Annotated in this window: 23 protein-coding genes and 1 riboswitch; of the genes, 4 read left to right on the forward strand and 19 right to left on the reverse strand. The window is 68.2% G+C overall.

Going from position 1 to position 25379, the window contains the following annotated elements; translation table 11 throughout:
* Positions 1-23: 23 nt before the first annotated feature.
* The 11 genes from VPA02S_RS11345 to VPA02S_RS11395 form a co-directional block, all read right to left on the reverse strand.
* Positions 24-527, reverse strand: coding sequence for a (2Fe-2S)-binding protein (locus VPA02S_RS11345; RefSeq protein ID WP_062363812.1), 504 nt, complete (start codon positions 525-527; stop codon positions 24-26).
* On the reverse strand, positions 505-1665 hold the full coding sequence (locus tag VPA02S_RS11350) for an ABC transporter substrate-binding protein (RefSeq protein ID WP_062363814.1): 1161 nt from the start codon (positions 1663-1665) through the stop codon (positions 505-507). Before VPA02S_RS11350 ends, VPA02S_RS11345 begins: the two co-directional genes overlap by 23 nt.
* Before the next feature lie 65 nt (positions 1666-1730).
* Entirely contained in the window at positions 1731-2453 is a 723-nt protein-coding gene (pncA, locus tag VPA02S_RS11355; protein WP_018906627.1) for a bifunctional nicotinamidase/pyrazinamidase, read from the reverse strand.
* A gap of 53 nt (positions 2454-2506) precedes the next feature.
* A complete protein-coding gene (locus VPA02S_RS11360; protein ID WP_018906628.1) occupies positions 2507-3241 on the reverse strand; it encodes an ABC transporter ATP-binding protein in 735 nt (244 codons plus the stop codon).
* Positions 3238-4044 carry an ABC transporter ATP-binding protein gene (locus VPA02S_RS11365; protein WP_062363815.1) on the reverse strand — a complete coding sequence of 269 codons (807 nt, stop codon included), beginning with the start codon at positions 4042-4044 and terminating at the stop codon, positions 3238-3240. Before VPA02S_RS11365 ends, VPA02S_RS11360 begins: the two co-directional genes overlap by 4 nt.
* A 720-nt stretch (positions 4045-4764) precedes the next feature.
* On the reverse strand, positions 4765-6690 hold the full coding sequence (locus VPA02S_RS11370; RefSeq protein WP_062363817.1) for an ABC transporter permease: 1926 nt from the start codon (positions 6688-6690) through the stop codon (positions 4765-4767).
* 24 nt (positions 6691-6714) lie between these two features.
* Positions 6715-7920, reverse strand: a complete 1206-nt coding sequence (locus VPA02S_RS11375; protein WP_062363819.1) for an ABC transporter substrate-binding protein — start codon at positions 7918-7920, stop codon at positions 6715-6717.
* A 73-nt stretch (positions 7921-7993) separates the two neighbouring features.
* Positions 7994-8578: an amino acid synthesis family protein gene (locus tag VPA02S_RS11380; protein WP_012745346.1), complete on the reverse strand. Its 585-nt coding sequence runs from the start codon at positions 8576-8578 to the stop codon at positions 7994-7996.
* A gap of 37 nt (positions 8579-8615) precedes the next feature.
* Positions 8616-9257 carry an amino acid synthesis family protein gene (locus tag VPA02S_RS11385; RefSeq protein ID WP_012745345.1) on the reverse strand — a complete coding sequence of 214 codons (642 nt, stop codon included), beginning with the start codon at positions 9255-9257 and terminating at the stop codon, positions 8616-8618.
* A gap of 21 nt (positions 9258-9278) precedes the next feature.
* Entirely contained in the window at positions 9279-10181 is a 903-nt protein-coding gene (locus VPA02S_RS11390) for a UPF0280 family protein (RefSeq protein ID WP_018906631.1), read from the reverse strand.
* Between the two features lie 3 nt (positions 10182-10184).
* Entirely contained in the window at positions 10185-11801 is a 1617-nt protein-coding gene (locus VPA02S_RS11395) for a hypothetical protein (protein ID WP_018906632.1), read from the reverse strand.
* Between the two features lie 325 nt (positions 11802-12126).
* On the opposite strand from VPA02S_RS11395, the gene VPA02S_RS11400 reads away from it, so the two are divergent.
* From VPA02S_RS11400 to VPA02S_RS11410, 3 genes are read left to right on the forward strand one after another with little or no spacing between them, the layout of a single operon-like run.
* Positions 12127-12900: a ferredoxin--NADP reductase gene (locus tag VPA02S_RS11400; protein WP_028256313.1), complete on the forward strand. Its 774-nt coding sequence runs from the start codon at positions 12127-12129 to the stop codon at positions 12898-12900.
* Positions 12901-12917: 17 nt separating this feature from the next.
* On the forward strand, positions 12918-13709 hold the full coding sequence (locus VPA02S_RS11405) for a TetR/AcrR family transcriptional regulator (RefSeq protein ID WP_062363821.1): 792 nt from the start codon (positions 12918-12920) through the stop codon (positions 13707-13709).
* A 4-nt stretch (positions 13710-13713) separates the two neighbouring features.
* Positions 13714-14913 (forward strand): amidohydrolase family protein, encoded by a 1200-nt coding sequence (locus tag VPA02S_RS11410; RefSeq protein ID WP_028256314.1) that lies wholly within the window; start codon positions 13714-13716, stop codon positions 14911-14913.
* A 12-nt stretch (positions 14914-14925) separates the two neighbouring features.
* Here VPA02S_RS11410 and VPA02S_RS11415 read toward each other — a convergent pair whose 3' ends face one another.
* From VPA02S_RS11415 to VPA02S_RS11435, 5 genes are all read right to left on the reverse strand, one after another.
* The gene (locus VPA02S_RS11415; RefSeq protein WP_012745339.1) at positions 14926-15333 is read right to left on the reverse strand and encodes a GtrA family protein; all 408 of its coding nucleotides are present in this window, start codon (positions 15331-15333) and stop codon (positions 14926-14928) included.
* On the reverse strand, positions 15330-16307 hold the full coding sequence (locus VPA02S_RS11420; RefSeq protein WP_062363823.1) for a glycosyltransferase family 2 protein: 978 nt from the start codon (positions 16305-16307) through the stop codon (positions 15330-15332). Before VPA02S_RS11420 ends, VPA02S_RS11415 begins: the two co-directional genes overlap by 4 nt.
* A complete protein-coding gene (locus VPA02S_RS11425; RefSeq protein WP_062363825.1) occupies positions 16304-18115 on the reverse strand; it encodes an ArnT family glycosyltransferase in 1812 nt (603 codons plus the stop codon). The genes VPA02S_RS11420 and VPA02S_RS11425 overlap by 4 nt, the downstream gene beginning before the upstream one ends.
* Positions 18116-18167: 52 nt before the next feature.
* On the reverse strand, positions 18168-20882 hold the full coding sequence (gene metH / locus VPA02S_RS11430) for a methionine synthase (RefSeq protein WP_155736576.1): 2715 nt from the start codon (positions 20880-20882) through the stop codon (positions 18168-18170).
* A gap of 62 nt (positions 20883-20944) precedes the next feature.
* Positions 20945-21053: riboswitch (S-adenosyl-L-homocysteine riboswitch) on the reverse strand.
* A gap of 48 nt (positions 21054-21101) precedes the next feature.
* Positions 21102-21563, reverse strand: a complete 462-nt coding sequence (locus VPA02S_RS11435) for a PACE efflux transporter (protein ID WP_062363828.1) — start codon at positions 21561-21563, stop codon at positions 21102-21104.
* Positions 21564-21661: 98 nt separating this feature from the next.
* Between VPA02S_RS11435 and VPA02S_RS11440 the strand changes: the two genes are divergently transcribed.
* Positions 21662-22591 (forward strand): LysR family transcriptional regulator, encoded by a 930-nt coding sequence (locus VPA02S_RS11440; protein ID WP_062363829.1) that lies wholly within the window; start codon positions 21662-21664, stop codon positions 22589-22591.
* Here VPA02S_RS11440 and VPA02S_RS11445 read toward each other — a convergent pair whose 3' ends face one another.
* The 3 genes from VPA02S_RS11445 to hutG all read right to left on the reverse strand — a co-directional run bounded on the left by VPA02S_RS11445 (position 22592) and on the right by hutG (position 25378).
* Entirely contained in the window at positions 22592-23383 is a 792-nt protein-coding gene (locus VPA02S_RS11445; RefSeq protein WP_062363831.1) for an SH3 domain-containing protein, read from the reverse strand.
* An 84-nt stretch (positions 23384-23467) separates the two neighbouring features.
* Positions 23468-24514, reverse strand: a complete 1047-nt coding sequence (locus tag VPA02S_RS11450) for a homocysteine S-methyltransferase family protein (protein WP_062363833.1) — start codon at positions 24512-24514, stop codon at positions 23468-23470.
* A 48-nt stretch (positions 24515-24562) separates the two neighbouring features.
* Positions 24563-25378, reverse strand: a complete 816-nt coding sequence (gene hutG, locus VPA02S_RS11455) for an N-formylglutamate deformylase (protein WP_062363835.1) — start codon at positions 25376-25378, stop codon at positions 24563-24565.
* Position 25379 lies beyond the last annotated feature (1 nt).

Below are 25379 nucleotides of genomic sequence, written 5' to 3' on the forward strand. Positions count from 1 at the left end.
GGAGAGGGAACAAGACGGGCGGCTCATCGGTTTGCCTCCGCGCGCATCCGCACCGCCGCGCGCTGCACCGCGTCCAGAATCTCGATGTGCGTTCCACACCGGCACAGGTTGCCCGAGAGCTCGCTGCGGATGCGCGCCTCGCTCGCCTGCGGATCGCGCGCGAGCAGCGCCGCGGCCTGCATCACCATGCCGCTCAGGCAGTAGCCGCACTGCGCGGCCTGCGCGTCTTCGAAGGCGGCCTGCACCGGATGCCAGCGGCCGCGCGTGCCAAGGCCTTCGAGCGTGGTGATGGCGCGGCCCGCCACGCCATGCGCGGGAATCACGCAGGCACGCGCCGCCACGCCGTCGACATGCACCGTGCAGGCGCCGCACTGCCCCAGCCCGCAGCCGTACTTGGGCCCGTTCAGGCCGAGGTCGTTGCGCAGCAGGTGCAGCAGCGTGGCCGCGCGCGGCACGCCCTCGATCGAACAGGCCCTGCCGTTGACCAGCAGGTGCAGCGGCGGCTCAGCGCCGCAACTGGCCGTCACGGGTGTACATCTCCAGGTCCACGAAGGTCGAGCCGTTGTGGTTCTTCGCGCTGTACTCGACCGGGAAATCGCCGAATCGCGCATTGCCGATGCCTTCGAGCCCGGCAATGAAGCTGTCGCGCGTGAGCGCCTTGCCCGCGCGGCGCAGGCCTTCGACCATCACGCGCGAGGCGATGTAGCCTTCGAGCGTGGTGTAGCTGTCGATCTTCTCGCCGAACTCGGCGCGGTCGCGCTGGTAGTCGGCCACGATGGGCACGCGCACGGCCTGCGGCGGCGGCACGATGCTGGCCGTGACCAGGCCCGCGAGCTTGCCTTCGAGCCGCTTGGCGGAACCGGCCGCGTCGGTGATGCCGACCGACAGCGTATAGAGCGGCGCCGCCCCGCCGTTCGCACGGTAGTCGCGCATGAACACTTCGACCATGCGCCCGGCCATGATCATCAGGACCGCGCCGGGCTTGGCCTCGGCCAGGCTGGCGACCACCTGCTTCGCGTCTTCGGCGGCAATCGCGAGCGGCAGCGTCTTCACGACCTGCACCTTGTAGTCGGCGGCCAGTTGCTCGCAGGTGGCGAGGTTCGACTTGCCGAAGGCGCTGTCCTGGTAGACCACCGCGATCGACGCGAGGCTGAGGGTCGAGAGATGGCTGATGATCTTGCGCAGCTCGAGGTCGTAGCCCGCGCGCACGTGGAACAGCAGGCGGTTGACCTTGGTGCGGAACGAGGTGGTGCCCACCAGCGGCGCGAACATCGGAACGCCGGCCTTCTCGGCCAGCGGCATCGCGGCCGCGAGGTTGCCGGTGGCGACGAAGCCCGCGAGCGCGAAGACCTTGTCCTCGTCGATCAGCTTCGCGGTGTTGGCGGCCGTCCTGGCGGGATCGTAGGCATCGTCGTAGCTGACGAGCTCGAGCTTGCGGCCGTTGATGCCGCCCGCCTTGTTGGCGCGCTCGAAGTACAGCTTGATGCCCGCGCGGTAGTCGATGCCGAAGTCCTTGGCCGGGCCGCTGAACACGGCCGACTGGCCGATGCGGATGAGGCCGTCGGTCACGCCGTTGTCGGCGCGCGCCGAACGAAGAAGGCCCGGGCCCAGTGCCAGGGCTGCGCCGCCCGCCACCAGGGCGCGCCTTGAAATCGGAATCGTCATGCGTTGTCGAGCTCGTTGTTGTCGTTGTTGCCGGGCGGGTGTGAATGCGGCGTGGGTCGGTTTGCTCAGGCCGCCTGGATGTCGGCGGACTGGATGCGCTTGACGCCCTTGGCCGCCATCTGCTTCCATGCGGCGGCGAGCGAGCCGTTGAGGTCGATGGCGCGCGTGGCGTCCTCGATCACGTAGACCTCGAAGCCGGCCTTGCGCGCATCGAGCGCGGTCCAGGCCACGCAGAAGTCGGTGGCCAGGCCGGCCACGTAGACCGTCTTGATGCCGCGCTGCTTGAGGTAGCCGCCCAGGCCGGTGGCGGTCTTGCGGTCGGCCTCCTCGAAGGCGGAATAGCTGTCGACGCCCTTGTGGAAGCCCTTGCGGACGATGACCTGCGCGGTGGGCAGCTTCAGGTCCTTGTGCAGCGCCGCGTCGTCGGTGCCCTGCACGCAGTGGTCGGGCCAGAGCACCTGGTTGCCGTACGAGAGCTTGATGCTGCTGAACGGCTTCTGCCCCGGATGCGCGCTCGCGAACGACGCATGGCCCTGCGTGTGCCAGTCCTGCGTGACCACGATGTTCTCGAACGAATCGGCCAGCTTGTTGATCACCGGCACCACCTCGGCGCCGCCCTTGACGGGCAGCGTGCCGCCGTCGACGAAGCAGTTCTGCACGTCGATCACGATCAGCGCGGACTTGTCGTTCGGCTTGAGCTTCGGAGCCGCGAACAGCGTTCCGGCCGCGCCCAGCAGGCCCAGTGCGGCCGTGGACTTCAGAAGGGATCTGCGGTGCGAGTCGTGCATGGCGTGTGCTCCGGTGGTTGATGACAAAAAAGAAAATGGCCGCGTGGGTGCGGCTAGACGCTCAGGTAGGCGCGGCGCACCTCTTCGTTGGCCGCGAGCTCTGCCATGGTGGCGTGGTAGCGGATCTGGCCCTTCTCGAGCACATAGGCGCGGTCGGATACCAGCTCGGCAAAGTGCATGTTCTGCTCCGACAGCAGGATGCTCACGCCCTGCGCCTTGAGTTCGAGGATCATGTTGGCCATCTGCTCGACGATGACCGGCGCCACGCCTTCGGAGGGCTCGTCGAGCAGCACCAGGTACGGATTGCCCATGAGCGTGCGCGCCACGGTGAGCATCTGCTGCTCGCCGCCGCTCATGCGGCCACCCGGGCGGTCGGGCATTTCGCCCAGGTTGGGAAAGAGCTTGAACAGCCGCTCGGGCGTCCACAGCGGCGCCTCGCTGCCGTCGGCCCAGCGGCGCGGCGGCTGCTTGCCGACTTCGAGGTTCTCCATCACCGTGAGATCGGTGAACACGCGGCGGTCCTCGGGCACGAAACCCAGGCCGAGCTTCGCCGCGTGATGGGGCTCGCTCTTCGAGATGTCGTGGCCGAGGAAGCTGACGCCGCCCTTGCGCTTGGCGAGCATGCCGATCAGCGTCTTGAGCGTGGTCGACTTGCCCGCGCCATTGCGACCCATGAGCGCGACGACCTCGCCGCGCCGCACTTCAAGATCGACGTCGTAGAGGATCTGTGCGGCGCCGTACCAGGCGCACAGCGAGTTCGCCTTCAACAGTGTTTCGTGCGTGCTCATGCGGTTGCTGCTCCCACGGCCGCGTTCACTTCGGCGGCTTTCTCTGCGATCTTCTCGAAGGTCTTGCCGCTGCCGAAGTACACCTCCTGCACCTTCGGATGGTCGCGGATCTCGAGCGGCTTGCCCTGCGCGATCAGGCGGCCGCGGGCCAGCACGATCATGCGGTCGGCGTAGGCGAACACCACGTCCATGCTGTGCTCGGTGAACAGCACCGCCAGGCCACGCTGGACCACGAGCTCCTTGGTCAGCGCCATCAGCGAGTTGCGCTCCTTCGGCGCCATGCCGGCGGTGGGCTCGTCCATCAGCAGCAGCTTGGGCGCGTTGGCCATCGCGATCGCGAGCTCGACGCGCTTGACGTCGCCATAGGCGAGCTCGCTGCAGGGCCGGTCGGCCTGCGCTTTCATGCCGACCTGGTCGAGCAGCGCCAGCGCTTCGACGCGCTTGTGGTCCGCCGCGCGGCGCCACATCGAGAACAGCTTGCCGTCATGCGAGAGCATCGCCATCTGCACGTTCTCGGCGACGGTGAGCGAGGCAAAGGTTTCGGCGATCTGGAAGGTGCGGCCCACGCCCTTGCGCCAGATCTCGCGCGGCTTCTGGCCCACGAGCTCATGGCCGTCGAACACGATCGAACCCTGGTCGGCCTTGAGCTGGCCGTTGACCATGTTGAAGGTGGTCGACTTGCCGGCGCCGTTCGGGCCGATGAGGGCCAGCAGCTCGCCGGCCTCGAGCTCGAAGCTGATGCCGTCGACGGCTTTGACGCCGCCGAAGGATTTGCCTAGGTTGTCTACTTTGAGGAGGGTCATTTCTGGCTTACTCCCTCTCCCTCTGGGAGAGGGTTGGGGTGAGGGCTGGCGGCCTTTCCATCGCTGCCGATCTTTCGATCTGTGCTGATCGTTTGCTTCCCGAGGCCGGGTCTCGCCCCGGCGGGCGACCTACTTTTCTTTGCTTCGCCAAAGAAACGTAGGCAAAAGAAAGGCGACCCCACTGTTTGCGACCCCTTCGCTTCGCTACGGGGCAACCTGCGGTGCTCGCGTTTCGCGGGGTCTCGCCCGAACTCGCTTCGCTCAGACAAGGGCGAGCCCTGATCCGCGAAACGCTCCGCTCCTCGGCGCATACAGAGGGGCTTCGAAACCACACGGGCCTTTGCTTCGCTCGGCCACCAAGCCACCGCGGCGCGCAGCGCCGCGGTGGTTGGGATTGGATTGGGCTGTTGGTATTGGCTGTTGGTATTGGGGCCGAGCGAAGCGAAGGCCACCCGCTCCCACCCCTTCTGTATGCGCCGAGGAGCGCAGATGGAGGCGGGATCAGGGCCGCAGCTGTTTGAGCGAAGCGAGTTCTGCGGACCCCCGCCGTAATCGAGCACCGCAGGTTGCCCGCAGCGCAGCGGAGGGACGCAGACAGTAGGGTCGCCTTTCTTTTGCCTACGTTTCTTTGGCGAAGCAAAGAAAAGTAGGTCGCCCGCCGGGGCGAGACCCGGCCCCCGCCAAAAAAAGAACCCCCAAAGAACAAAAGACAACCGCCCTTCACGTCCGCCTCTCCGTCAAGGCAACATCCACTTCCGAACGCCGGCGCCGCCCCAACAAGCGTTCACTGAGCTGCTTCGCAAACCCAGCAATCCCCTGAGGAAACAGCAGCACCAGCAGCAGAATGATCGCCCCCAGCGTCGCCCGCCAATAGTCGGTATTGCGCGCCACCGTGTCATGCAGCCAGCTGAAAGTGACAGCCCCCACCACCGGCCCCGCGAGCGTCTGGATACCGCCCAGCAGCACCATCACCAGCCCGTCCACCGACTTGTCGACGCTCAGGCTCTCAGGCGAGATGCTGCCCTTCGAAAAAGCATAGAGCGCCCCGGCCAACCCCGCCGCAGCACCCGCAATGACAAAGGCCGTCCACTGCATGCGCTTGACGTCGATGCCGATCGCATCGGCGCGCAGCACCGAATCGCGCCCCGCGCGCAGTGCATAGCCGAACGGCGAGAACAGCACGCGGCGCAGCATCAGAATGCCCGCGGCCACCAGCACCAGCGTGAGCCAGTAGTAAGTGCGCTTGTCCGACAGCCACTCCGAAGGCCACACGCCGGTGAGCCCGTTGCTGCCGCCGGTGAACGAATCCCATTGGTAGACCACGGCCCAGGTGATCTGCGCGAAGGCCAGCGTGAGCATCGCCAGGTACACGCCCGAAAGCCGCACCGCGAACCAGCCGTAGACGAACGCGCCGATGGCGGCGACCAGCGGCGCGACGATGAGCGCAAGCTCCATCGGCATGCCGCTGGTGCGCACCAGCAAGGCGGCGCCATAGGCACCGAGCCCGAAGTAGGCCGCATGCCCGAACGAATGCATGCCGGCCGGGCCCATGATGAAGTGCAGGCTGGCCGCGAACAGCGCCGCGATCAGCAGGTCGATCATCAGCACCGTGGTGTAGGGCGAATCGGCGGTGAGCAGCGGCATCGCCATGAGCGCCACGCCAAGCGCGGCAACGAGCCACAGGTAGCCCTTGCTCGCGCGCCGCAGCGGCTCTTCCTGCATGCCCACGTAGCGGCTGGGCGCCTGCGGGCGGCCGAGCAGGCCCCAGGGGCGCCACACCAGCACGATGGCCATCACGATGAAATCGACCACCAGCGTGAGCTTGGAGAACGACACGCTGTAGCCAAAGATCTCGACCACGCCAAGCCAGATGCAGACCGCCTTGATCTCGGAGAGCAGCAGCGCCGCCACGTACGCGCCCGGAATCGAGCCCATGCCGCCCACCACCACCACCACGAAGGCCGCGCCAATGGTGTTGAGGTCCATGGCCAGCGTGGCCGGCTCGCGCGGCAGCTGCAGCGCACCGCCCAATGCCGCGAGCGTGGCGCCCAGCGCAAACACCGCCGTGAACAGCCAGGCCTGGTTCACGCCCAGCGCGCTGACCATCTCGCGGTCCTGCGTGGCGGCGCGCACCAGCGTGCCCCAGCGCGTGCGCGTGAGCAGCAGCCACATGAGGCCGAGCACCACCGGACCGACCACGATCAGGAACAGGTCGTAGGTCGGAAACTGCCGGCCCAGGATGTCGACCGAGCCCGACAGGCCCGGCGCGCGCGGGCCGAGCAGTTCGTCCGGCCCCCAGAAATAAAGCACCGCATCCTTGATGACGAGCACCAGCGCAAAAGTGGCCAGCAGCTGGAACAGCTCGGGCGACTTGTAGATGCGGCGCAGCAGCACCATCTCGATCAGCGCGCCGATCACGCCCACCGCCAGCGCGGCAATCAGCACGGCCGGCCAGAAGCCGAGCGTGCCGAGCTTGTCGACCAATGTGTAGGCAAGGTAGATGCCCACCATGAAGAAGGAGCCATGCGCAAAGTTGACGATGCGCGTGACGCCGAAGATCAACGAAAGGCCGGCCCCCACGAGGAACAGCGACGAAGCCGACGACAGCCCGGTGAGGAACTGAAGCAGCAGGGACGAGAGGCTCATGGGTGCAAGCGTTCCGGAAAAAGGTCAGTCGGCAGCGCGGGACTTCTTCACGTCGGCGGCGCTCGGCTGGAACTTGGCGCCGTCGAAATACGTGTAGTCGACCATCACGCCCTTGCCGTTCTCGTTCTTCGTCTTGCCGACGAAGGCGCCCATCGTGGATTGATGGTCTTCGGCGCGGTAGCTGATCTTGCCGAACGGGGTGTCGACCTGCAGGCCCTTGAAGGCGGCGACGAGCTTCGGCGTCTCGGTGCTCTTGGCCTTGTCGATGCCGGCCGCCACCGACTTGATCATGCTGTAGCCCACCACCGAACCCAGGCGCGGGTAGTCCTTGTACTTGGCGTGGTAGGCGAGGAAGAAGGCCTTGTGCTCGGGCGTCTGGATGCCGTACCAGGGGTAGCCGGTCACGATCCAGCCGTTGGGCGTTTCGTCCTTGAGCGGGTCGAGGTACTCGGGCTCGCCGGTCAGCACGCTCACCACCGTGCGGTCCTTGAAGAGGCCGCGGGTGTTGCCTTCGCGCACGAACTTGGAAAGGTCGGCGCCGAACAGCACGTTGAAGACCGCATCGGGCTTGGCATCGGCCAGCGCCTGCACCACGGCACCCGCATCGACCTTGCCGAGCGGCGGCGCCTGCTCGGCGACGAACTCGACATCGGGCTGCGCGGCCTTCAGCAGCGTCTTGAACGCGGCCACGGCCGACTGGCCATATTCGTAGTTGGGGTAGACGACGGCCCAGCGCTTCTTCTTGAGCTTGGCCGCCTCGGGCACCAGCATCGCGGCCTGCATGTAGGTGCCGGGGCGCAGGCGGAAGGTGTATTCGTTGCCGCCCTGCCAGGTCATCTTGTCGGTCAGCGGCTCGCCGGCCAGGAAGAAGATTTTTTTCTGCTTGGCAAAGTCGGCCACGGCCAGGCCGGTGTTCGAGAGGAAGGTGCCGGTGAGCACGTCGATCTTCTCGCGCGCCACCAGCTCCTCGGTCACGCGCACGGCATCGCCGGGGTTGGCGTTGTCGTCGCGCGTGATGAGCTCGACCTTGCGGCCGTTGACCCCGCCCTTGGCGTTGATCTCTTCCACGGCCAGCTCCATGCCCTTCTTGTAGGGCTCGAGGAAGGCGGGCTGCGCCTTGTAGCTGTTGACCTCGCCGATCTTGATCACGCCCTGGGCATGGGCAGGAACGAGGGCGGTGGCCAGCGTGGCAACGGCCGCGGCGCTGAAGACGTGACGCAATGGGTTCATGGGGAAACTCCTTGGAATCGAAAGAGGAAAAAGCAATGGGGATGGAGGGGCGCGTGAACGGCGATGGATGGATTCAGCGCAGCCCGTCCTCGCCCTTGATCTCGCTGGCCTGCAGCCCGCCGATGCGCGGCAGCGGACGGCCGCTGTCGGTGACGGCCACGGCCACCACGATCTCGTTGGCGCGCGGCGCGTCGGACACGCGCGCCTCGACGGCGTCGAAGTGGCTGCGCACGAAGGCCGCATCCTTGTGGCCGAGCGGCACGTCGATCGCGGTGCCCAGCGTGCCGCGCTTCTTGGCCGAAGGCACCAGCGCCGCGCCTTTTTCGACCGCCACGCGCAGCGGCGCGCCGAGCTTGGGATGCAGGATGGCGGCGGCATGCTCGAGCTCGCCGTTTTCGCCGACGATGGCGGCCTTGCCGTAGCTCTGCGCCTGGCCGGGCTCGATGCCCAGCGCCTTCACGGCCTTCTGCCCCAGGAGCGCGCCAAGCTCTTCGCCGATGGCGATCAGCTCGTCGAGGTTCTCGCTGAAGCGGCCCGCGTAGGGGTTGTCGATCACCGCGATGGCGACGGCGCGGCGCGTGGGCGGCGAAATATCGCGACCCATTTCCTTGCGGGTTTCGTCCACCTGGACGACGAGCTTGCGGATGTTGGCGGTCATGTCTTGTGTTCCTTCTTCGTGTCTCTTGTTCATCAGGTCAGCGCAGGCCGTCCCATTTGCTGATGTCCTTGGCGAGCAGGCCGCCCACGCGTGCATGCACGCGGTAGCCGGTGCTCATCGCGAGGATGAAGACGATCTCGTCGGCCGCCGGCGCGCCGGGCACGCGCACCTCGATGGCGTCGAACTGGCCGCGCACGTAGCTGGCGTTGATGTTGGTGAGCGGCACGTCGAGCGCGGCGCCGGGCGGGCCGACCTTCTTGGTCGAGGGCACGATGGACAGCGCATTGCCGGGCTGGCCGGTCTTCTCTTCCGCCTTGCCCGCGGTGTAGGCTGCGCGGTCGCCCTTCCAGCCGAGCAGCTCGCGCATGGCGTAGCCACCGGGCACATGCCAGAGCGCGCCGTGCTCGAGCTCGCCGGCGGCGCCGACGATGGCACCCTTGCCGTAGGTGGCGATCTGCTCGAGCGGCACGTCCATGGCGGCGTGCAGCCTGTGCGCCATGTCGACGCCCACCGGGTCGAGCAGCGCCATCATCGGCAGGATGTCGGGCTCGTAGCGGCCCGCGAAGGGATTGGCCAGCACCGCGCCGATGGCACCGCGCACCAGCGGCGTTGCGGCGCGCGGTCCGAACTCGTGGTGGATGTGCTCGACATGGGTGAAGACGCGGCGTATATCGATCATGGAAAGGAACCTTGCTTTTCGTTAAGCAAATACTGAACCAACTGCATCGGCCGGCGCGCTGGCCAGCGACTTCGAGCATAAGGGTTCGACAAGTCGCCACTGCCCCTGGCAAACGAGCAGAGCGGCCCAGGCGAGCCCTTCTTTTTGCAGCACCTTGGCGCACACGGCGCCGGTGTCGAGCGCGCTCTTCACCTGCGCAGGCGAAAGCGGCGGCACGTCGACCGTGACGAGCATCTCGCCCAGGTCGCTATCGTCCTTGCATTCGCTGGCGGGGCGCCGGCGGATGGCGGCATCGTCCACGTCGACGGCGTTGGCAATCACGGTGGCGGCTGCGTCGGCCCCGGCCGCGGTGGCGGCCAGGACCGTCACGCTGTCGGCAATGCCCAGCGAGAAGCTGCGCCCGCGCCAGCCGCTGGTGGCCACGCCGCGCACCGGCTGTGCGGCGCTGATTTCGAACTGGCCGTCGGTGGCGAGAATGCCGCTGTCCTGCCAGTCGAAGCGTGCGAGATCGGCATAGACACCCACGCGCGCCGACTGGCCCGGCGCAAGGTGCAGCGCGATGTCGCCGCCGTTGTTGATCCAGGCGCGCTCGATGCCCGGGCGGTCGTAGAACGCGATCAGCTCCTGCGCCACCGAGCCGGCCACCGCCGCCATCGGCGTGATGAACATCGGCGAGAACGCCGCGCAGGCATCCCACATGCGCGCACCGACCACGCCGCGCGGCCGCATGCTGTCGGTCACCGGCAGGCGCAGCAGCGGCAGCTCGCGCACCAGCTCGTCCAGCACATGGCCGAAGCGCGCCCAGGCCGCGTCGTGCGCGGCCGCAACGGCGTAGGGATCGCCGTGCGCCTCGGCCACGATGTCGATCGGGCCGTGGTTGAAGTGCCAGCGGTTCTTGTCGAGCGCGGCGCGTTGGGCGGCCATGGTTCAACCCAGCATGGGTGGGTGGCCGAGCGGCCACGGATTGGCCTCGTCGATGACGACCCATTGCCGCGCCAGCGGCGCGCCGTCTTCCTGCCAGGCGCCGCGCGCGAGCGCCTGCTCGAGCGGGAAGATGTGTTCCATGTGGCCGCCGAGCGCCTCGTAGTCGTCGCGCCGCATGCTGAACTCGATGGGCGCCACGATGGCCGGCGTGGGCACGGTGCCAAAGCTGTTGTCGGGCATGCGCATGACGTCGGCCATCACGGTGATGCCGCCGCCGGGCCACACATAGGCCGGCGCGCCGCCGCAGGTCACGTTGACGAGCGCACGCTTGATGGCGCGCGTGAGCAGCACCGGGTTTTCGGTGACGCCGGCGCGCAGGGACCCGCCCGCACCACCGAGGAACAGCACGGTGCACAGCGATGGTTCGCAGTTCTCGCCGATGCGCTCGACGATGCGGCGCACCTCGGGCGGCATGGGCTGCTCGACGGGCTTCAGCGCCTCGTCGAGCACGTACCACTGGGCATGCTCGCCGGTGGTCGAGGTCATCAGGAGGCGCAGGCCCGGCCGCGCCAGGCCCTCTTCCCAGCCCTCGATGATCGAGAGCGGATCGGCGATGTCGGTGCCGCCCCAGCCGTTGCCCGGGTTCGCCACCTGGAAGTAGCGCCCGGGCGTGGACTTGCGCCCCAGCATCTGGATGCCCGAAGGCGCCATGTCGAGGCAGCGCCCGGCCTGGTGCTCCGTGAGCACGCCGGTGATGTGGTCGTCCACCACCACCACCTCGTCGGCCACGCCCGCGAACTGGCGCGCGAAGATGCCCACGGCCGCCGAGCCGCAGCCCACGCGCATGCGCTGCTCTTCCACGCCATTGACGATGGGTGCTTTTCCGGCCTGGATGACGAGCGTGGAGCCGCCGTCGATGGTGCACTCGACGGCCTTCTTGTTGCCCAGCAGCTGCATCAGCTCGGCCGTCATGCGGCCTTCCTTCTTGCTGCCGCCGGTGAGGTGGTGCACGCCGCCCAGCGAGAGCATCTGCGAGCCGTATTCGGCCGTGGTGACATGGCCGACCACCTCGCCGCGGTAGCGCACGTTGGCCTGCTCGGAGCCCAGGAAGCGGTCGGTGTCGATCTTCACCTTGAAGCTGCAGTAGCTGAAGATGCCTTCGGTGACGACGGTGACCATGTCGACGCCCTGGGCCTTGGAAGCGACGATGAACGGGGCCGGCTTGTAGTCGGGATAGGTGGTGGACGAGCCCACGCCGGTCACGAAGACTTCGTCGGCATGCAGCAGGTCGCCGTTCCAGTCGGGCACGCTACCCTCGGCCTTCTCGGCGGCGGGCCGGTCGAAGGGCACCAGCACCGGGGCCTCGCCCGCGATCTCGCGGCGCAGCAGCAGCACCGGGTCGACGCGTACCAGCACGCCCTCCTTGTTCGCATAGCGGTCGCAGGCGCCGGTGCGGCCTTCGGAGATCTGGCACAGCACCGGGCAGGCGTTGCATTCGACCTTGGCGCTGCTCATCTTCTCGTTGCGCGGCGGTGCCTTGCCGAAGGCGCCGGCGCCGGTTTCGAAGGCCACCGGCATGTCCATGCCGGGCAGTCCGTCTGTCTTGGTGTGTTCTGTCATCGGGGCGATCTCGTGGGGCGTGATGCGGGTCGGGCACGGGGAAACTCGGTCAGCGGAGGGTTGCAACAAACGTGCCGCCTGCCCGCTTGTGCACCGCCTTCCGTTTGTGTAGCATTCCCTACACTTTCATGTTGCGTTCACTACATTCGAGGTCAATGTAGCAAACAGGCCCGATGCTTGCAATGGTGTTTTCTCGCGGTGTTCATCGGGGTTTTTCCGACCAACGACAATGGAGGGTTCGCAGCCGGCCGGCGGCTGCATGCCCCATGGGCGTGCACTCCGGCCGAGCCACCTTCCACTGTTCCAACCAACTCTTGAGTTCCGTATGAGTGCTTTCAGCGAAGAACGCGTCCTGAGCGTCCACCACTGGACCGACCGCCTGTTCACCTTCACCACCACGCGCGACCCGGCGCTGCGCTTCTCGAACGGCCATTTCACGATGATCGGCCTGAAGGTCAACAACAAGCCCCTGCTGCGCGCCTACAGCATCGTGAGCCCCAACTACGAGGAGCATCTCGAGTTCCTGAGCATCAAGGTGGAAGAAGGCCCGCTCACCTCGAAGCTGCAGCACATCCAGGTCGGCGACACCATCATCGTGGGCCGCAAGCCCACCGGCACGCTGCTGATCGACTACACGCTGCCCGGCAAGCGCCTGTACCTGTTCGGCACGGGCACGGGCCTCGCACCATTCATGAGCATCATCCGCGACCCGGACACGTATGAGAAGTTCGAGCAGGTCATCCTGGTGCACGGCGTGCGCCAGGTCGACGAGCTGGCCTACCACGACCTCGTGACCGACCACCTGCCCAAGCATGAGTTCCTGGGCGAGATGGTCGAGAAGCAGCTGCTCTACTACCCGACGGTCACGCGCGAGGAATTCCGCAACCAGGGCCGCATCACCGACCTCATCGAGACCAACAAGCTCACCGACGACCTCGGCCTGCCGCCGATCAACCCGGTGGAAGACCGCGTGATGCTGTGCGGCAGCCCGGGCCTCCTGGTGGACCTGAAGCACATCCTGGAGAAGCGCGGGTTCAAGGAAGGCAACACCTCGACGCCGGGCGATTTCGTGGTCGAACGCGCCTTCGCCGAAAAATAAGCCCGGCACCGCGCACGATGGCCGACAGCCGCACCGCCGCCAAGCCCCAGCGCCGCACCGGCGTGCGCGAGGCCGCGGCGCAGGCCACGCGCGACAGCATCCTGAAGTCGGCGACCAAGGTGTTCGCGAAGTACGGCTACGACGGCGGCAGCGTGGAGAAGATCTCCAAGGCCGCCAAGTCGTACGACCGCATGATCTACTACTACTTCGGCAGCAAGGAGGGCCTGTTCATCGCGGTGCTCGAAGGCATCTACAAGCGCATGGACGACGCCGAGGCCGCCATTGCGCTGGACGCCTCGCGGCCCGTGGAGGCGCTCACCGAAGTGATCCGCTTCGTGCTCGGCTACTACCGCAGGAACCCCGAGTTCGTGACGCTCCTGAACACCGAGAACCTGCACAAGGGCCGGCACATCTCGAAGTCGCTGCGGGCGCGCGAATACTCGTCGCGGGCGGTGGCGATCATTGCCGAGATCCTGGCCAGCGGCGCGGCCCAGGGCCTGTTTCGCCGCGACCTGAACGCGCGCGACATCTACCTGCTGATCGCGTCCACCGGCTACTTCTACACCTCGAACCGGCATACGCTCACGGCCTTCCTCGGCGAGCCGCTGGAGTCGCCCGAGGCGATCACGCACTGGGAAGACTTCGTGATCGAGACCGTGCTGCGCACGGTGCGTGCAGACGACATCCAGGAACAAGAGAACAACTCCCCACCCCACGACGAGGAAAAAATGACCCCCATCGCTCACGTTCGTTCGCGGCCCCCCAAGGGGGCGCAAGCCTCCCTTGGGGCGGCCCGGCGGGAGGCTTGACCAAATGGCAGAAATCGCAGCCGGCGCAAAGTCGGGCAAGGTCGTCATCAAGAACATAGGGCTGCTGCTCTCGGGCGACATCGACAAGCCCATCCTGGACGCCGACACCATCGTGGTGAACGACGGCCTGATCGTGGCGGTCGGCAAGGAGAAGGACTGCGACCTCGAAGGCGCGCAGACCGTCATCGACGCGAAGAAGACCTGCGTCGCGCCCGGCCTGATCGACAGCCACGTGCACCCGGTGTTCGGCGACTGGACGCCGCGCCAGGGGCAGATCGGCTGGATCGACTCCACCATGCACGGCGGCGTCACCACCATGATCTCGGCCGGCGAGGTGCACCTGCCCGGCCGGCCCAAGGACATCGTGGGCCTGAAGGCGCTGGCCATCACCGCGCAGCGCGCCTTCGACAACTTCCGCCCCGGCGGCGTGAAGGTGCTGGCCGGCGCGCCGGTGATCGAGAAGGGCATGGTCGAGAGCGACTTCAAGGAACTGGCCGAGGCCGGCGTGGGCCTGCTCGGCGAAGTGGGCCTGGGCTCGGTGAAGGCCGGCTACGAGGCCAAGGAGATGGTGGCCTGGGCGCGCAAGTACGGCATCCAGAGCACGATCCACACGGGCGGCCCGTCGATCCCGGGCTCGGGCCTGATCGACAAGGACGTGGTGCTGGAGGCCGACGCCGACATCATCGGCCACATCAACGGCGGCCACACCTCGCTGCCCGAGGCGCATGTGTGCGAGCTGTGCGAGAAGAGCTCGCGCGCGATCGAGATCGTGCACAACGGCAACGAGAAGGTGGCCATTGCCGCGGCCAAGGCCGCGCTCGAGCTCAAGTGCCCGCACCGCGTGATCCTCGGCACCGACGGGCCCGCGGGCTCGGGCGTGCAGCCGCTGGGCATCCTGCGCATGGTGGCCATGCTGTCGTCGATTGCAAACATCCCGGCCGAGCTGGTGTTCTGCTTTGCCACCGGCAACACGGCGAAGATCCGCAAGCTCAACTGCGGGCTGGTCGAAGTGGGCCGCGACGCCGACTTCGTCTTCATGGACCGCGCGCAGCACTCGCCCGCGCCGGGCCTGCTCGAGAGCGTGCAGCTCGGCGACATCCCGGGCGTGGGCATGGTGATGATCGACGGCATCGTGCGCTGCGGCCGCAGCCGCAACACGCCGCCGGCGACCGAGATCCCGGTGGTGCTGCCGGCGGCGCACTGAGGCGCCTTCGGCTCAGGGGCTGCGCCGCGGCTTGAAGACGAGGTGCCGCGCGGCCAGGAAGTTGACCGCCATTCCCGCGCAGCTGCCGGCCGCAACGCCGAGTGCGGGCACCCACGGGCCTTCGAGCCAGTGCAGCACCAGCACATAGGCGCCGTAGTTGACGACCGCGCCGCCCAGCATGGTGGCGAGATAGCCGAGGTACTCGCGCACGATCGGCGTTGCCGCGCCCAGGGCGCGCCGCGCCGCGAAGGTGTAGCGCCGGTTCAGCGCCCAGGTGGTGGTGGCGGCCGCCAGGAAGGACAGCACGCGCGCGCCGTACCAACCCAAAAGCGGCGCCGCAAGGTACAGCACGGCCACGTCGACCACCAGCCCGATGACCCCGACCACCGCAAACGCCAGGAACTCGCGGCCGGCCTTCATGGCTTGCGGCGGAACTGCCCGACGCCGGGTATCGCGAGGTAGCGCAGCCGCTTGGCTTCGCGGCGGGCGAGCCGGATCGCGTGCATCACGACGCCGCACACCATCGACAGCATGGCGGCCAGCATGGCGCCGGTCGCCAGCACCGCCGTGGGGAGCCGGGGCACCAGGCCGGTGTGCAGGTAGGTGAGCAGCAGCGGAATGGCCAGCGCGATCGCGCCCGCCGCGAGCACTGCCGCAAGGATCGAGAAGAACTGCAGCGGCCGCTCGCTGATGAACAGCTTGCAGATGGTCTTCAGGATGCGCCAGCCGTCGCGGTAGGTCGAGAGCTTGCTGTGCGAGCCTTCGGGCCGCGTGCTGTAGGCGGTGTCGAACTCGGCATGGGGCATGCGCAGCTCGAGCGCGTGCACCGTGAGCTCGGTCTCGATCTCGAAGCCCTGCGAGAGCGCCGGGAACGACTTGGCGTAGCGGCGCGAGAACACGCGGTAGCCCGAGAGCATGTCGGTCAGGCCGCCGCCGAAGAGCTGCGCCACGGCGCCCGTGAGCAGCCGGTTGCCGAAGCGGTGGCCGGCGCGGTAGGTGAGCGCGTTCTGCCCATCGTCGACGCGGCAGCCCACCACCATGTCGAGGTTGCGCTCCACCAGCGCATCCACCAGCCGCGGTGCGCTGGCCACGTCGTAGGTGGCGTCGCCGTCGACCGTCACGTACACGTCGGCCTCGACGTCGGCGAACATGCGGCGCACGACGTTGCCCTTGCCGGGCGCGGCCACGTGCGTGACCGTGGCGCCGCTCGCGCGCGCGATGGCGGCCGTGTCGTCGGTCGAGTTGTTGTCGAAGACGTGGATCTCGGCCTCGGGCAGCGCCGCGCGGAACTGCGCGACCACCTGCGCGATCGACAGCGCCTCGTTGTAGCAGGGGATCACCGCCGCGATGCGGATCGGGGCGCGGGCGGCGGCGCAGGGGTTGTCGTCGGTCATGGTGCGGTCGAGAGAATGCGGTAGACCCGGCCACCGTCTTTTTCGTACAGCAGGGCGAAATGTTCGTCGAAGCCGGGCCGCGTGGCCAGCGTGGGCACCATCGACGTCGGCATGACGATGGCCGTGAATCCCTTGGCGGCCAGCTTGCGCGCCATGTCGCCCGGAAGCAGCAGCAGGAAATCGCGGTAGCGCCACGGGCCGAGCGTATCGCCCCAGATCGGATTGGGCCCGTAGTAGATCGCCTCGTTCAGCGCGATCTGGTAGACACGGCCGTCGGCATGCTGGCGCAGGTAGTCCATGGCGGCATAGCCCGGCACATGCTGGCGCAGGAAGGCCTCGCGGGTTCCGGGCGTGGGCGAGATCATCGCCACCTTGCCGGCGGTCTGGCGCAGCGACACCGCGGCCAGCGCGGCCAGCAGCAGCACGACGATCCAGTCGCCGGCAAGGGCCAGGCGTCCGGCGGGTGCGGCGGCGGCAGGCGCGGCCTCCACCGGCCCGCCCTTGGCCCCGAAGACGCGGCGCACGCCCGCAGCGATCCCGCCGAACAGCACCTGCCAGCCGATGGCCGCCATCAGCGCGAGCAGCGGGAACGAGGCCGTGAGGTAGCGCGGATAGCGCGAGGTCAAGAGCCACACGGCCACCGAATAGAAGCAGAACCAGCCCGCGGCGCGCAGGGCCACCGAGCGCTTCCACAGCAGGCTGAACGGCGCCAGGAACACGGCCCAGATCAGCGCGTTGGGCCGCGCCGCATGGTCGCGCACGTCGGCCACCTGCTGCACGTAGTCGGCCGGGATCCAGTCGGTGAAGCCGAACACGCGCGCGCCGATGGGGTTGAACGGATCGCCGGTCATGATGGCGTTGCGCGCGTACCAGTACACGCAAGGAACCAGGAAACAGAGCAGCGCCAGCGCCCAGGCCTTGGGCCGGCGCTCGTGCCACACCACAAACAGCGCCACCAGCGGCAGGAAGGTGAGCGCCTGGTACTTGGATCCCGCGGCCACGCCCAGGCAGAACGCCGCCAGCCCGAGCCAGCGCGTGCCGCCCGGCAGCGGCTCTGATTCACGCCACCACCACAGCGCCACGCAGGCACTGAGCACGAAGAGCGCCACGCCCATGTCGATCAGCGCGTTCGAATAGTCGCCGATGCCGATCCAGATGGCCGCGCCGATGCAGGCCGTGAGCCGGTTCGCATACTGGATGCCGAGGCGGTAGACCATCACCGCCGAAATCACTCCGGCCAGCGCATTGAGGAAGTGCGGCAGCACGTCGTCGCCCAGCTGCAGCGCGGCCGCGTAGAGCAGGTTGTAGTTGTAGGGGAACCAGGGGTAGCGCAGCCACTCGTGGATGCCCAGCGAGCCCTGCTGCGCCACCTGCCGCGCATAGGGCAGGTGGTACATCAGCTCGTCGAAGGCGGCGGGCGGCGCGAGCGGCGCGACCAGCGCGGGCAGCGCCACCAGCGCCAGCGCGATGGCGGCGATCCTTTCGGCGCGGGTCCATGGCGCGGCGGGGGCACCAGCGACGTGCAGCGCCCGCGCTTCGCGCCACCAGGGCCGCAGCTGCAGTGCGGCCGCCAGCACGCCGGCAGCGATCAGTGCCACGGTGGCGCCCGGCTTGAATGCGCCGAAGATCGCGAGCAGCTGGAAGGCGCAGATGAAAAGGCCCACGCCCAGGGCCGCCGCCATGGCCGCCTCGAGCCCCGCGTCCCGGCGCGGCGGCGGCGGCGCAAGGCGCGCCAGCAGCGCGCGCCCGAAACCCCAACAGCCGAGGACAAAGACCGCCAGTGCCGCATAGTGCGCGGCGGCAAACATCAGCTTCTGAATAACAACTCCCGGCGCCGGGCGGCCACGCCGGCCGGCAGGTTCAAAGGTTCGGCGCCAGCAGGCGCTCGAGTTCGGATTCGCTGGTCCGGCGCCGCGCCGCCTGGTCCTGCAACTGGTCGTGCCCGATCTTGCCGACGTTGAAGTAGGTCGATTCGGGATGGCTCAGGTAGAAGCCGCTCACGCTGGCGGCGGGCATCATAGCGAGGCTTTCGGTCAGCGTCATGCCAATGTCCGCGCAACCCAGAAGGTCGAACATCGGGCGCTTCACGCTGTGGTCGGGGCAGGCCGGGTAGCCGGGCGCGGGGCGGATGCCGCGGTATTTCTCGGCGATCATGTCCTCGTTGCTCAGGCCCTCGTCGGGCGCATAGCCCCAGAGGTCGGTGCGCGCGCGGTGGTGCAGCGATTCGGCAAAGGCCTCGGCCAGGCGGTCGGCCAGCGCCTTGAGCATGATGGCGGAGTAGTCGTCGAGGTCGTCGATGAAGTACTTCTCCTTCTTCTCGACGCCCAGGCCCGCCGTCACCGCGAACACGCCCACGTAGTCTTTCAGCCCGCTGTCCTTCGGCGCGACGAAGTCGGCCAGGCAGCGGCTCGGGCGCATCACGCCCTCGATCACCTGCTTCTCGGTCTGCTGGCGCATGCCGTACCAGGTGAGCGCGACTTCGCTGCGCGTCTCGTCGGTGTAGAGCTCGATGTCGTCGTCGTTCACCGTGTTGGCGGGCCAGAAGCCGACCACGCCGCTCGCGCTGAGCCAGCGGCCCTCGATCAGGCGCTTGAGCATGCGCTGGCCGTCGGCATACACGCGCACGGCCTCGGTGCCGACGATCTCGTCCTTCAGGATGGCCGGGAACGGACCCGCGAGGTCCCAGGTCTGGAAGAACGGGCCCCAGTCGATGTACTTGGCGAGCTCGGTCAGGTCGAAGTTCTTGAACAGGCGCCGGCCGATGAACTTGGGCACCGGCGGCGTGTAGGCCGACCAGTCGACCGGCGTCTTGTTGGCGCGCGCCTTGGCCAGCGGCCACATCGGCACCTGCTTCTTGTTGGCGTGCTGCGTGCGCACCTTCTCGTAGTCGGCGTTGATCTCGTCGATGTACGCGGTGGCCTGGTCGGAGAGCAGCGACTGCGCCACGCTCACGCTGCGGGAAGCATCGGGCACGTAGACCACCGGGCCTTCGTAATGCGGCGCGATCTTGACTGCCGTGTGCACGCGGCTGGTGGTGGCGCCGCCGATCAAAAGCGGAATCTTCCGGATGCGGAAGTGGTCGTCCTTCTGCATCTCGCCGGCCACGTACTGCATTTCTTCGAGGCTCGGCGTGATGAGGCCCGACAGGCCCACGATGTCCGCGCCCTCGACCTTCGCCTTGGCGAGGATCTCGTGGCACGGGACCATCACGCCCATGTTCACCACCTCGAAGTTGTTGCACTGGAGCACGACGGTGACGATGTTCTTGCCGATGTCGTGCACGTCGCCCTTCACGGTGGCGATGATGATCTTGCCCTTGGTGCGCACGTCGCGGCCCGCGGCCTCGTCCTGGCGCTTTTCTTCCTCGATGTAGGGAATGAGGTGGGCCACGGCCGACTTCATCACGCGCGCCGACTTCACCACCTGCGGCAGGAACATCTTGCCCTGGCCGAACAGGTCGCCCACGATGTTCATGCCGTCCATCAGCGGCCCCTCGATCACGTGCAGCGGCCGCCCGCCCTTGGCAAGGATCTGCTGGTAGGCCTCCTCGGTGTCCTCGACGATGAAGTCGGTGATGCCGTGCACCATCGCGTGCGAGAGGCGCTGGTTGACGTGCACCGGGTGCTCCGGCGTGCCGCGCCATTCGAGCTTCTTGCTGTCGTCCTTGGCGCCGCTCTTGGCGGTCTCGGCCACTTCGACGAGCCGTTCGCCGGCGTCGGGGCGGCGGTTGAGCACCACGTCTTCCACGCGCTCGCGCAGCGTGGGCTCCAGGTCGTCGTACACGCCCACCATGCCGGCGTTGACGATGCCCATGTCCATGCCCGCCTGGATCGCGTGGTACAGGAACACGGTGTGGATCGCTTCGCGCACCGGGTCGTTGCCGCGGAAGCTGAAGCTCACGTTGCTCACGCCGCCCGACACCTTGGCGCCTGGCAGGTTCTCTTTGATCCAGCGCACGGCATTGATGAAGTCGACCGCGTAGTTGTCATGCTCCTCGATGCCGGTGGCAATCGCGAAGATGTTGGGGTCGAAGATGATGTCCTCGGGCGGAAAGCCCACCTCGTCGACCAGGATGCGGTAGGCGCGCTCGCAGATCTCGATCTTGCGCTGGTAGGTGTCGGCCTGGCCTTTTTCATCGAAGGCCATCACCACCGCGGCGGCGCCGTAGCGCCTCACGAGCTTGGCCTCGTGCTTGAACTTGTCGACCCCCTCCTTCATGGAGATGGAGTTGACGATGCCCTTGCCCTGGATGCAGCGCAGGCCGGCCTCGATCACCTCCCACTTGGAGCTGTCGACCATCACCGGCACGCGCGCGATGTCGGGCTCGCTGGCAATCAGGTTCAGGAAGCGCACCATGGCGGCCTTGCTGTCGAGCATGGCCTCGTCCATGTTGATGTCGATCACCTGCGCGCCGTTCTCCACCTGCTGGCGCGCCACGGCCAGGGCGTCCTCGAACTGGCCGTTGAGGATCATCCGCGCGAAGGCCTTGGAGCCGGTGACGTTGGTGCGCTCGCCGATGTTGACGAACAGCGACCCGGCATCGATGGCCACCGGCTCGAGGCCGGACAGCTTCATCGGGGGGACGCGGGGCGTGGAAACTTCTTCGCTCATGGGGGCTCACCTGGGCAGGAAAAAACGTCAGGTGAGCGTCGTTTGTTGCGGCTTGCGCCCCGGCCGGCGGGGCGCCTTCCAAGCCTGACGGCGGGCCTCTTGATGCGGGCCGCCGCTGCAACGCTCCTTGGAAGGGAGCGCAATTTTACCGGCTGCGACAAGGGCCGCGGCCGCCAGGGGCGTTCAGGCCCCCTGCCCGGCCGCCGCTGCCGAGCCGGCCTTGGCGGGCGCGGCCGAGGCCGGCAGCCCGAACACCCGGTCGAAGCCCCAGTTGAAGACGAAGGTATAGACCAGGAAGAACACCACCAGGCCCAGGTCCATCACCAGCGCCTGCCACAGCGTCACGCCCAGGCCCCAGGCGAACAGCGGCACCAGCACCGCGATCAGCCCGCCCTCGAAGCCGATGGCATGCGCCACACGCCGGCGCACGCTGCGCCCGCGCACCGCCTGGCGCGACTCCCAGCGCTCGAACAGGGCGTTGAAAACGAGGTTCCAGATCACGGCAATGACCGAGGCGGCCACCGCGAGCACGCCCGAATGGCCGAGCCCGGCGTCGGTCATCAACGCCAGCCCGGCACTGGCGGCCACGATGGCGATGCCTTCGTAAAGGCTGATGTAGACGACGCGGCGCTGAAACCCCTGCATGGCTTTTCCCCTGGCAAATGAAAACGATGGCTGGACTTTATTTGCTGTTTGCTGATATAAAAAGTCAACTTGTTTCAGTTTTATTGATAGATCAGCCGATGGCTTTCTCCAGCGACAACGTCGAGGTCTTCCTGGCCGTGATCGACCACGGCTCCTTCTCGGCCGCGGCGCGCGCACTGCGCAAGGTGCCCTCGGCCGTCAGCATGGCGATTGCCAACCTCGAGGCCGAACTGGCCCTGCCGCTGTTCGACCGCAGCGGCCGCGAGCCGCAGCCGACCGCCGCCGCCCGCTCGCTGGAGCCGCAGGCGCGCCTCCTGGCGGCCCAGCTCAAGCAGCTTCAGGTGCAGGCCCTGGCGCTCACGCAGGGCCTGGAAAACCGCCTCACGCTGGCCATTGCGCCCGAACTGCTGGCCGCGCCCTGGAGCGGGCCGCTGGCCGCGCTGGCCGAGGAATATCCGCTGCTTCAGGTCGAGGTGCTGGCCGCGCCGCAGGCCGATGCGCTGGCGCTGCTGCACAGCGGCCGCGCGCAGCTGGCGCTGGTGTTCGAGCGCCCGAGCCTCGACGGGCGCGAGGGGTTCCAGGAAGTCGGCAGCGACACCATGGTGGCCGTGATGGCGCCCGGCCACCCGCTGCTGCTGGCGGCCGCCGGCGAGCGGCTGCGCGAGGAGCACCTGACGAACACCCGGCAGATCGTGGTGGCGGGGCGCGATCTCGCCACCAGCGACCCGCGCTTCGTGTTCGCGCGCCACGTCTGGCGCACCGACAACGCGCTGGCCGCGCTGAGCCTGATCACGGCCGGCCTTGGCTGGGGCTGGCTGCCGCGCAATTTCGCCAGGCCGCACGTGGCCGCCGGCGCGCTGGTCGAGATTCCGTTCGAGAACCTCAGCAACGGGCTCGACCTGTGGGTCGACGTGGTGTGGTCGCGCGAGCGGCCGCTGGGGCTCGGCGCTCAGCGCTTCGTGGCGCTGATCGCGCGCGACCGGCAGGCCGCGGCGGGCATTTCCGCCGCCGACGATCCGCGGGGCTGATCAGTCGCGGTGGCCGTGACCACCGCCCTTTCCACCACCACCGCCACCATGGCCGTGGCCGCCACCCCTGCCGCCGCCTTCACCGCCGCCATGCGGGCGCCCGCCGCCGCCACCGGCGCCGGGCCGGCCACCGCCCGGATGCATCTGCGGCTGGCCGGGCGGCGGTCCGGGCCGGAAGGCCGGCTGGGGCCGCGGCGGCTTGATGCCCGGGTCGGCCGGCGGGCGATAGCCCGGCCCCGGCCGTGGCGGGCGGTAGCCCGGTCCGGGTTGCGGATGGAAGCCGGGCCCCGGCGCGGGCTTGAACCCCGGGCCCGGCCACGGCCTCGGCTGCCAGGCCGGCCGCACCGGCGGCGGGGGACGCCAGCCGGGCATCGGCGGCGGCGGCGGCCGGCCGCCCCACCAGCGGCGCTCGCCGTACCAGGGCCGGTCGCGGTAGTAGTCGGCCCAGTAGCTGCCGATCACGAAGGTGACGACGGGCACGCCGATCACCGCGGCATAGCTGGCCAGCGGCACGCGCCGCTCCTGGTAGGCGTAGTCCAGGCTCCGGGCCCAGACCCAGCCGCGCCCACCGTCGGGCAGCACCACGTCGCACCAGCTGTAGCCGCCGGTACAGCCGATCACGTCGAGCGGCTGGCCCGGGCCGAGCCGCGCCACCAGCGGATAGTCGCCCGAGGGCCCCGCCCGCAGGTTGACCGCGCCGCGCGTGAAGGCCTGCTGCGCCGCGGCGGCCATCGGCAAGGCGAGCGCAACGGCGCCGATGCCGATCCAGCGCATGGAGAGTTTGTTGTTCATGACGAGGCTTCCTTTGCGCCGCCAGCCTAGGCGGCGGCCCGGATGCCGTCAATCAGCCGGGGGCGCGACAGCGCCGGGCGCCGGTCAGGCTGCTTCGCGGTAGAAGCCGTTGTTGTTCAACAGCCGGCCTGTCATCGGCGCCACGGCTTTGCCGATGGCCGCGATATGGTCCGGCGTGGTGCCGCAGCAGCCGCCCACGATGTTGACCAGCCCTTCGGCCGCGAACTCGTGCAGCAGCCGCGAGGTGACGTCGGGCGTCTCGTCGAAGCCGGTCTCGCTCATCGGATTGGGCAGGCCCGCGTTCGGATAGCAGCTGATGAAGGTGTCGCCCGCCACCTTGGCCAGTTCCTGGATGTAGGGCCGCATCAGCGCCGCGCCGAGCGCGCAGTTGAGCCCGATGGCCAGCGGCTGCGCATGGCGCACGCTGTGCCAGAACGCGGTGACGGTCTGGCCGCTCAGGATGCGGCCCGAGGCGTCGGTCACGGTGCCGCTGATGATCAGCGGCAGGCGCTGGCCGCTGTTGTCGAAATACTCGTCGACCGCGAACAGCGCGGCCTTGGCGTTGAGCGTGTCGAAGATGGTCTCGACCAGGATCACGTCGGCGCCGCCCTCGACCAGTGCCTCGGTCTGTTCGTAGTAGGCCGCGCGCAATTGCTCGAAGTCGACGTTGCGCGCGCCGGGGTCGTTCACGTCGGGGCTGATGCTCGCGGTCTTGGGCGTCGGGCCGAGGGCGCCGGCCACGAAGCGCGGCTTGTCCGGCGTGCTGAACTTGTCGCAGGCCGCACGCGCGAGCTTCGCCGATTCGAGGTTCATCTCGCGTGCGAGGTGCGCCATCCTGTAGTCCTCCTGCGCGATGGTGGTCGCGCCGAAGGTGTTGGTCTCGATCAGGTCGGCGCCGGCCGCGAGGTAGCCCTCGTGGATGTCGCGGATCACGTCGGGCCGCGTCAGCGAGAGCAGCTCGTTGTTGCCCTTGACGTCGCGCTCGAAGTCCTTGAAGCGCTCGCCGCGGTACTGTTCCTCGGTGAGCTTGAAGCGCTGGATCATCGTGCCCATCGCGCCATCGAGGATGGCGATGCGCTTTTCGAGGATGCCGGCAAGGGCCTGGCCGCGGGTGTAAGTGACGGGCTTCATAGCCCCCGATTGTAGGAAGCGGGGCTGCCCCTGGCGGCCGTCAGTGCTTTAGCGACGTTCGACGAATTCGAGCACCGCCTCGATCATGCGCCGCACATGCGGCTGCACGCCGGCCGCGACCTCGGGCAGGTAGTCGAAGGGCAGCTTCTCCTGCATGTAGCTCGACTGCGTCATCTCCAGCTGCACCGCGTGCACGCCGGCCGCGGGGTTGCCGTACTGGCGCGTGATGTAGCCGCCCGTGAAGCGGCCGTTGAGCACGCCCGTGTAGCCAGTGGCCGATTCGGCAATGCCGAGCAGCGTGGCGGCCAGCGCCGGGTCGCAGCTGCTGCCCTTGCCGGTGCCCAGGTTCAAGTCGGGCAGCTTGCCTTCGAAGAAGCGCGGCAGCACCGAGCGGATCGAGTGCGCGTCCCACAGTGCGATGGTGCCGTGCGCGGCCTTCATGCGGTCGAGCTCGGCCTGCAGCTGCCGGTGGTAGGGCTGCCAGATGGCGTCGCGGCGCGCGGCGATTTCCGCGTCGTCCGGAAGGTCGTCGGCGGACGCGTAGACCGGCGTGTCGTCGAAGGTGTCGACCGGGCACAGGCCCGTGACGCTCTGGCCCGGGTAGAGGCTGGCGCCATCCGGCGGGCGGTTCAGGTCGACCACGTAGCGCGAATGCGTGGCAACGAGCACCGAGGCGCCGAGTTCATCGGCAAAGTCGTAGAGCCGCTCGAGATGCCAGTCGGTATCGGGCACCTGGCGCGCCTCGCCGGTCAGGCGGGCGGCGAGCGCGGGCGGCACGTAGGTGCCGACGTGCGGCATGGAGATCAGCAAGGGACGCGTGCCCTGGCGGAAGCGGAAGGCGGGTTCGGTGGTGGTGAAGCTCATG

Origin of the sequence: Variovorax paradoxus NBRC 15149 (assembly GCF_001591365.1) — a bacterium.
Lineage (GTDB): Bacteria > Pseudomonadota > Gammaproteobacteria > Burkholderiales > Burkholderiaceae_C > Variovorax > Variovorax paradoxus.

Coding starts and splice junctions, on each gene's coding strand:
- VPA02S_RS11360 (WP_018906628.1), bottom strand. CDS start 3,241: ATGAGCACGCACGAAACACTGTTGAAGGCGAACTCGCTGTGCGCCTGG.
- VPA02S_RS11365 (WP_062363815.1), bottom strand. CDS start 4,044: ATGACCCTCCTCAAAGTAGACAACCTAGGCAAATCCTTCGGCGGCGTC.
- VPA02S_RS11450 (WP_062363833.1), bottom strand. CDS start 24,514: ATGAAGCCCGTCACTTACACCCGCGGCCAGGCCCTTGCCGGCATCCTC.
- VPA02S_RS11375 (WP_062363819.1), bottom strand. CDS start 7,920: ATGAACCCATTGCGTCACGTCTTCAGCGCCGCGGCCGTTGCCACGCTG.
- VPA02S_RS11410 (WP_028256314.1), top strand. CDS start 13,714: ATGGCAGAAATCGCAGCCGGCGCAAAGTCGGGCAAGGTCGTCATCAAG.
- VPA02S_RS11390 (WP_018906631.1), bottom strand. CDS start 10,181: ATGGCCGCCCAACGCGCCGCGCTCGACAAGAACCGCTGGCACTTCAAC.
- VPA02S_RS11370 (WP_062363817.1), bottom strand. CDS start 6,690: ATGAGCCTCTCGTCCCTGCTGCTTCAGTTCCTCACCGGGCTGTCGTCG.
- hutG (WP_062363835.1), bottom strand. CDS start 25,378: ATGAGCTTCACCACCACCGAACCCGCCTTCCGCTTCCGCCAGGGCACG.
- VPA02S_RS11435 (WP_062363828.1), bottom strand. CDS start 21,563: ATGCAGGGGTTTCAGCGCCGCGTCGTCTACATCAGCCTTTACGAAGGC.
- VPA02S_RS11350 (WP_062363814.1), bottom strand. CDS start 1,665: ATGACGATTCCGATTTCAAGGCGCGCCCTGGTGGCGGGCGGCGCAGCC.
- VPA02S_RS11425 (WP_062363825.1), bottom strand. CDS start 18,115: ATGTTTGCCGCCGCGCACTATGCGGCACTGGCGGTCTTTGTCCTCGGC.
- VPA02S_RS11415 (WP_012745339.1), bottom strand. CDS start 15,333: ATGAAGGCCGGCCGCGAGTTCCTGGCGTTTGCGGTGGTCGGGGTCATC.
- pncA (WP_018906627.1), bottom strand. CDS start 2,453: ATGCACGACTCGCACCGCAGATCCCTTCTGAAGTCCACGGCCGCACTG.
- VPA02S_RS11420 (WP_062363823.1), bottom strand. CDS start 16,307: ATGACCGACGACAACCCCTGCGCCGCCGCCCGCGCCCCGATCCGCATC.
- VPA02S_RS11400 (WP_028256313.1), top strand. CDS start 12,127: ATGAGTGCTTTCAGCGAAGAACGCGTCCTGAGCGTCCACCACTGGACC.
- VPA02S_RS11405 (WP_062363821.1), top strand. CDS start 12,918: ATGGCCGACAGCCGCACCGCCGCCAAGCCCCAGCGCCGCACCGGCGTG.
- VPA02S_RS11385 (WP_012745345.1), bottom strand. CDS start 9,257: ATGATCGATATACGCCGCGTCTTCACCCATGTCGAGCACATCCACCAC.
- VPA02S_RS11380 (WP_012745346.1), bottom strand. CDS start 8,578: ATGACCGCCAACATCCGCAAGCTCGTCGTCCAGGTGGACGAAACCCGC.
- VPA02S_RS11445 (WP_062363831.1), bottom strand. CDS start 23,383: ATGAACAACAAACTCTCCATGCGCTGGATCGGCATCGGCGCCGTTGCG.
- VPA02S_RS11440 (WP_062363829.1), top strand. CDS start 21,662: ATGGCTTTCTCCAGCGACAACGTCGAGGTCTTCCTGGCCGTGATCGAC.
- metH (WP_155736576.1), bottom strand. CDS start 20,882: ATGAAGCTGTCCGGCCTCGAGCCGGTGGCCATCGATGCCGGGTCGCTG.
- VPA02S_RS11395 (WP_018906632.1), bottom strand. CDS start 11,801: ATGACAGAACACACCAAGACAGACGGACTGCCCGGCATGGACATGCCG.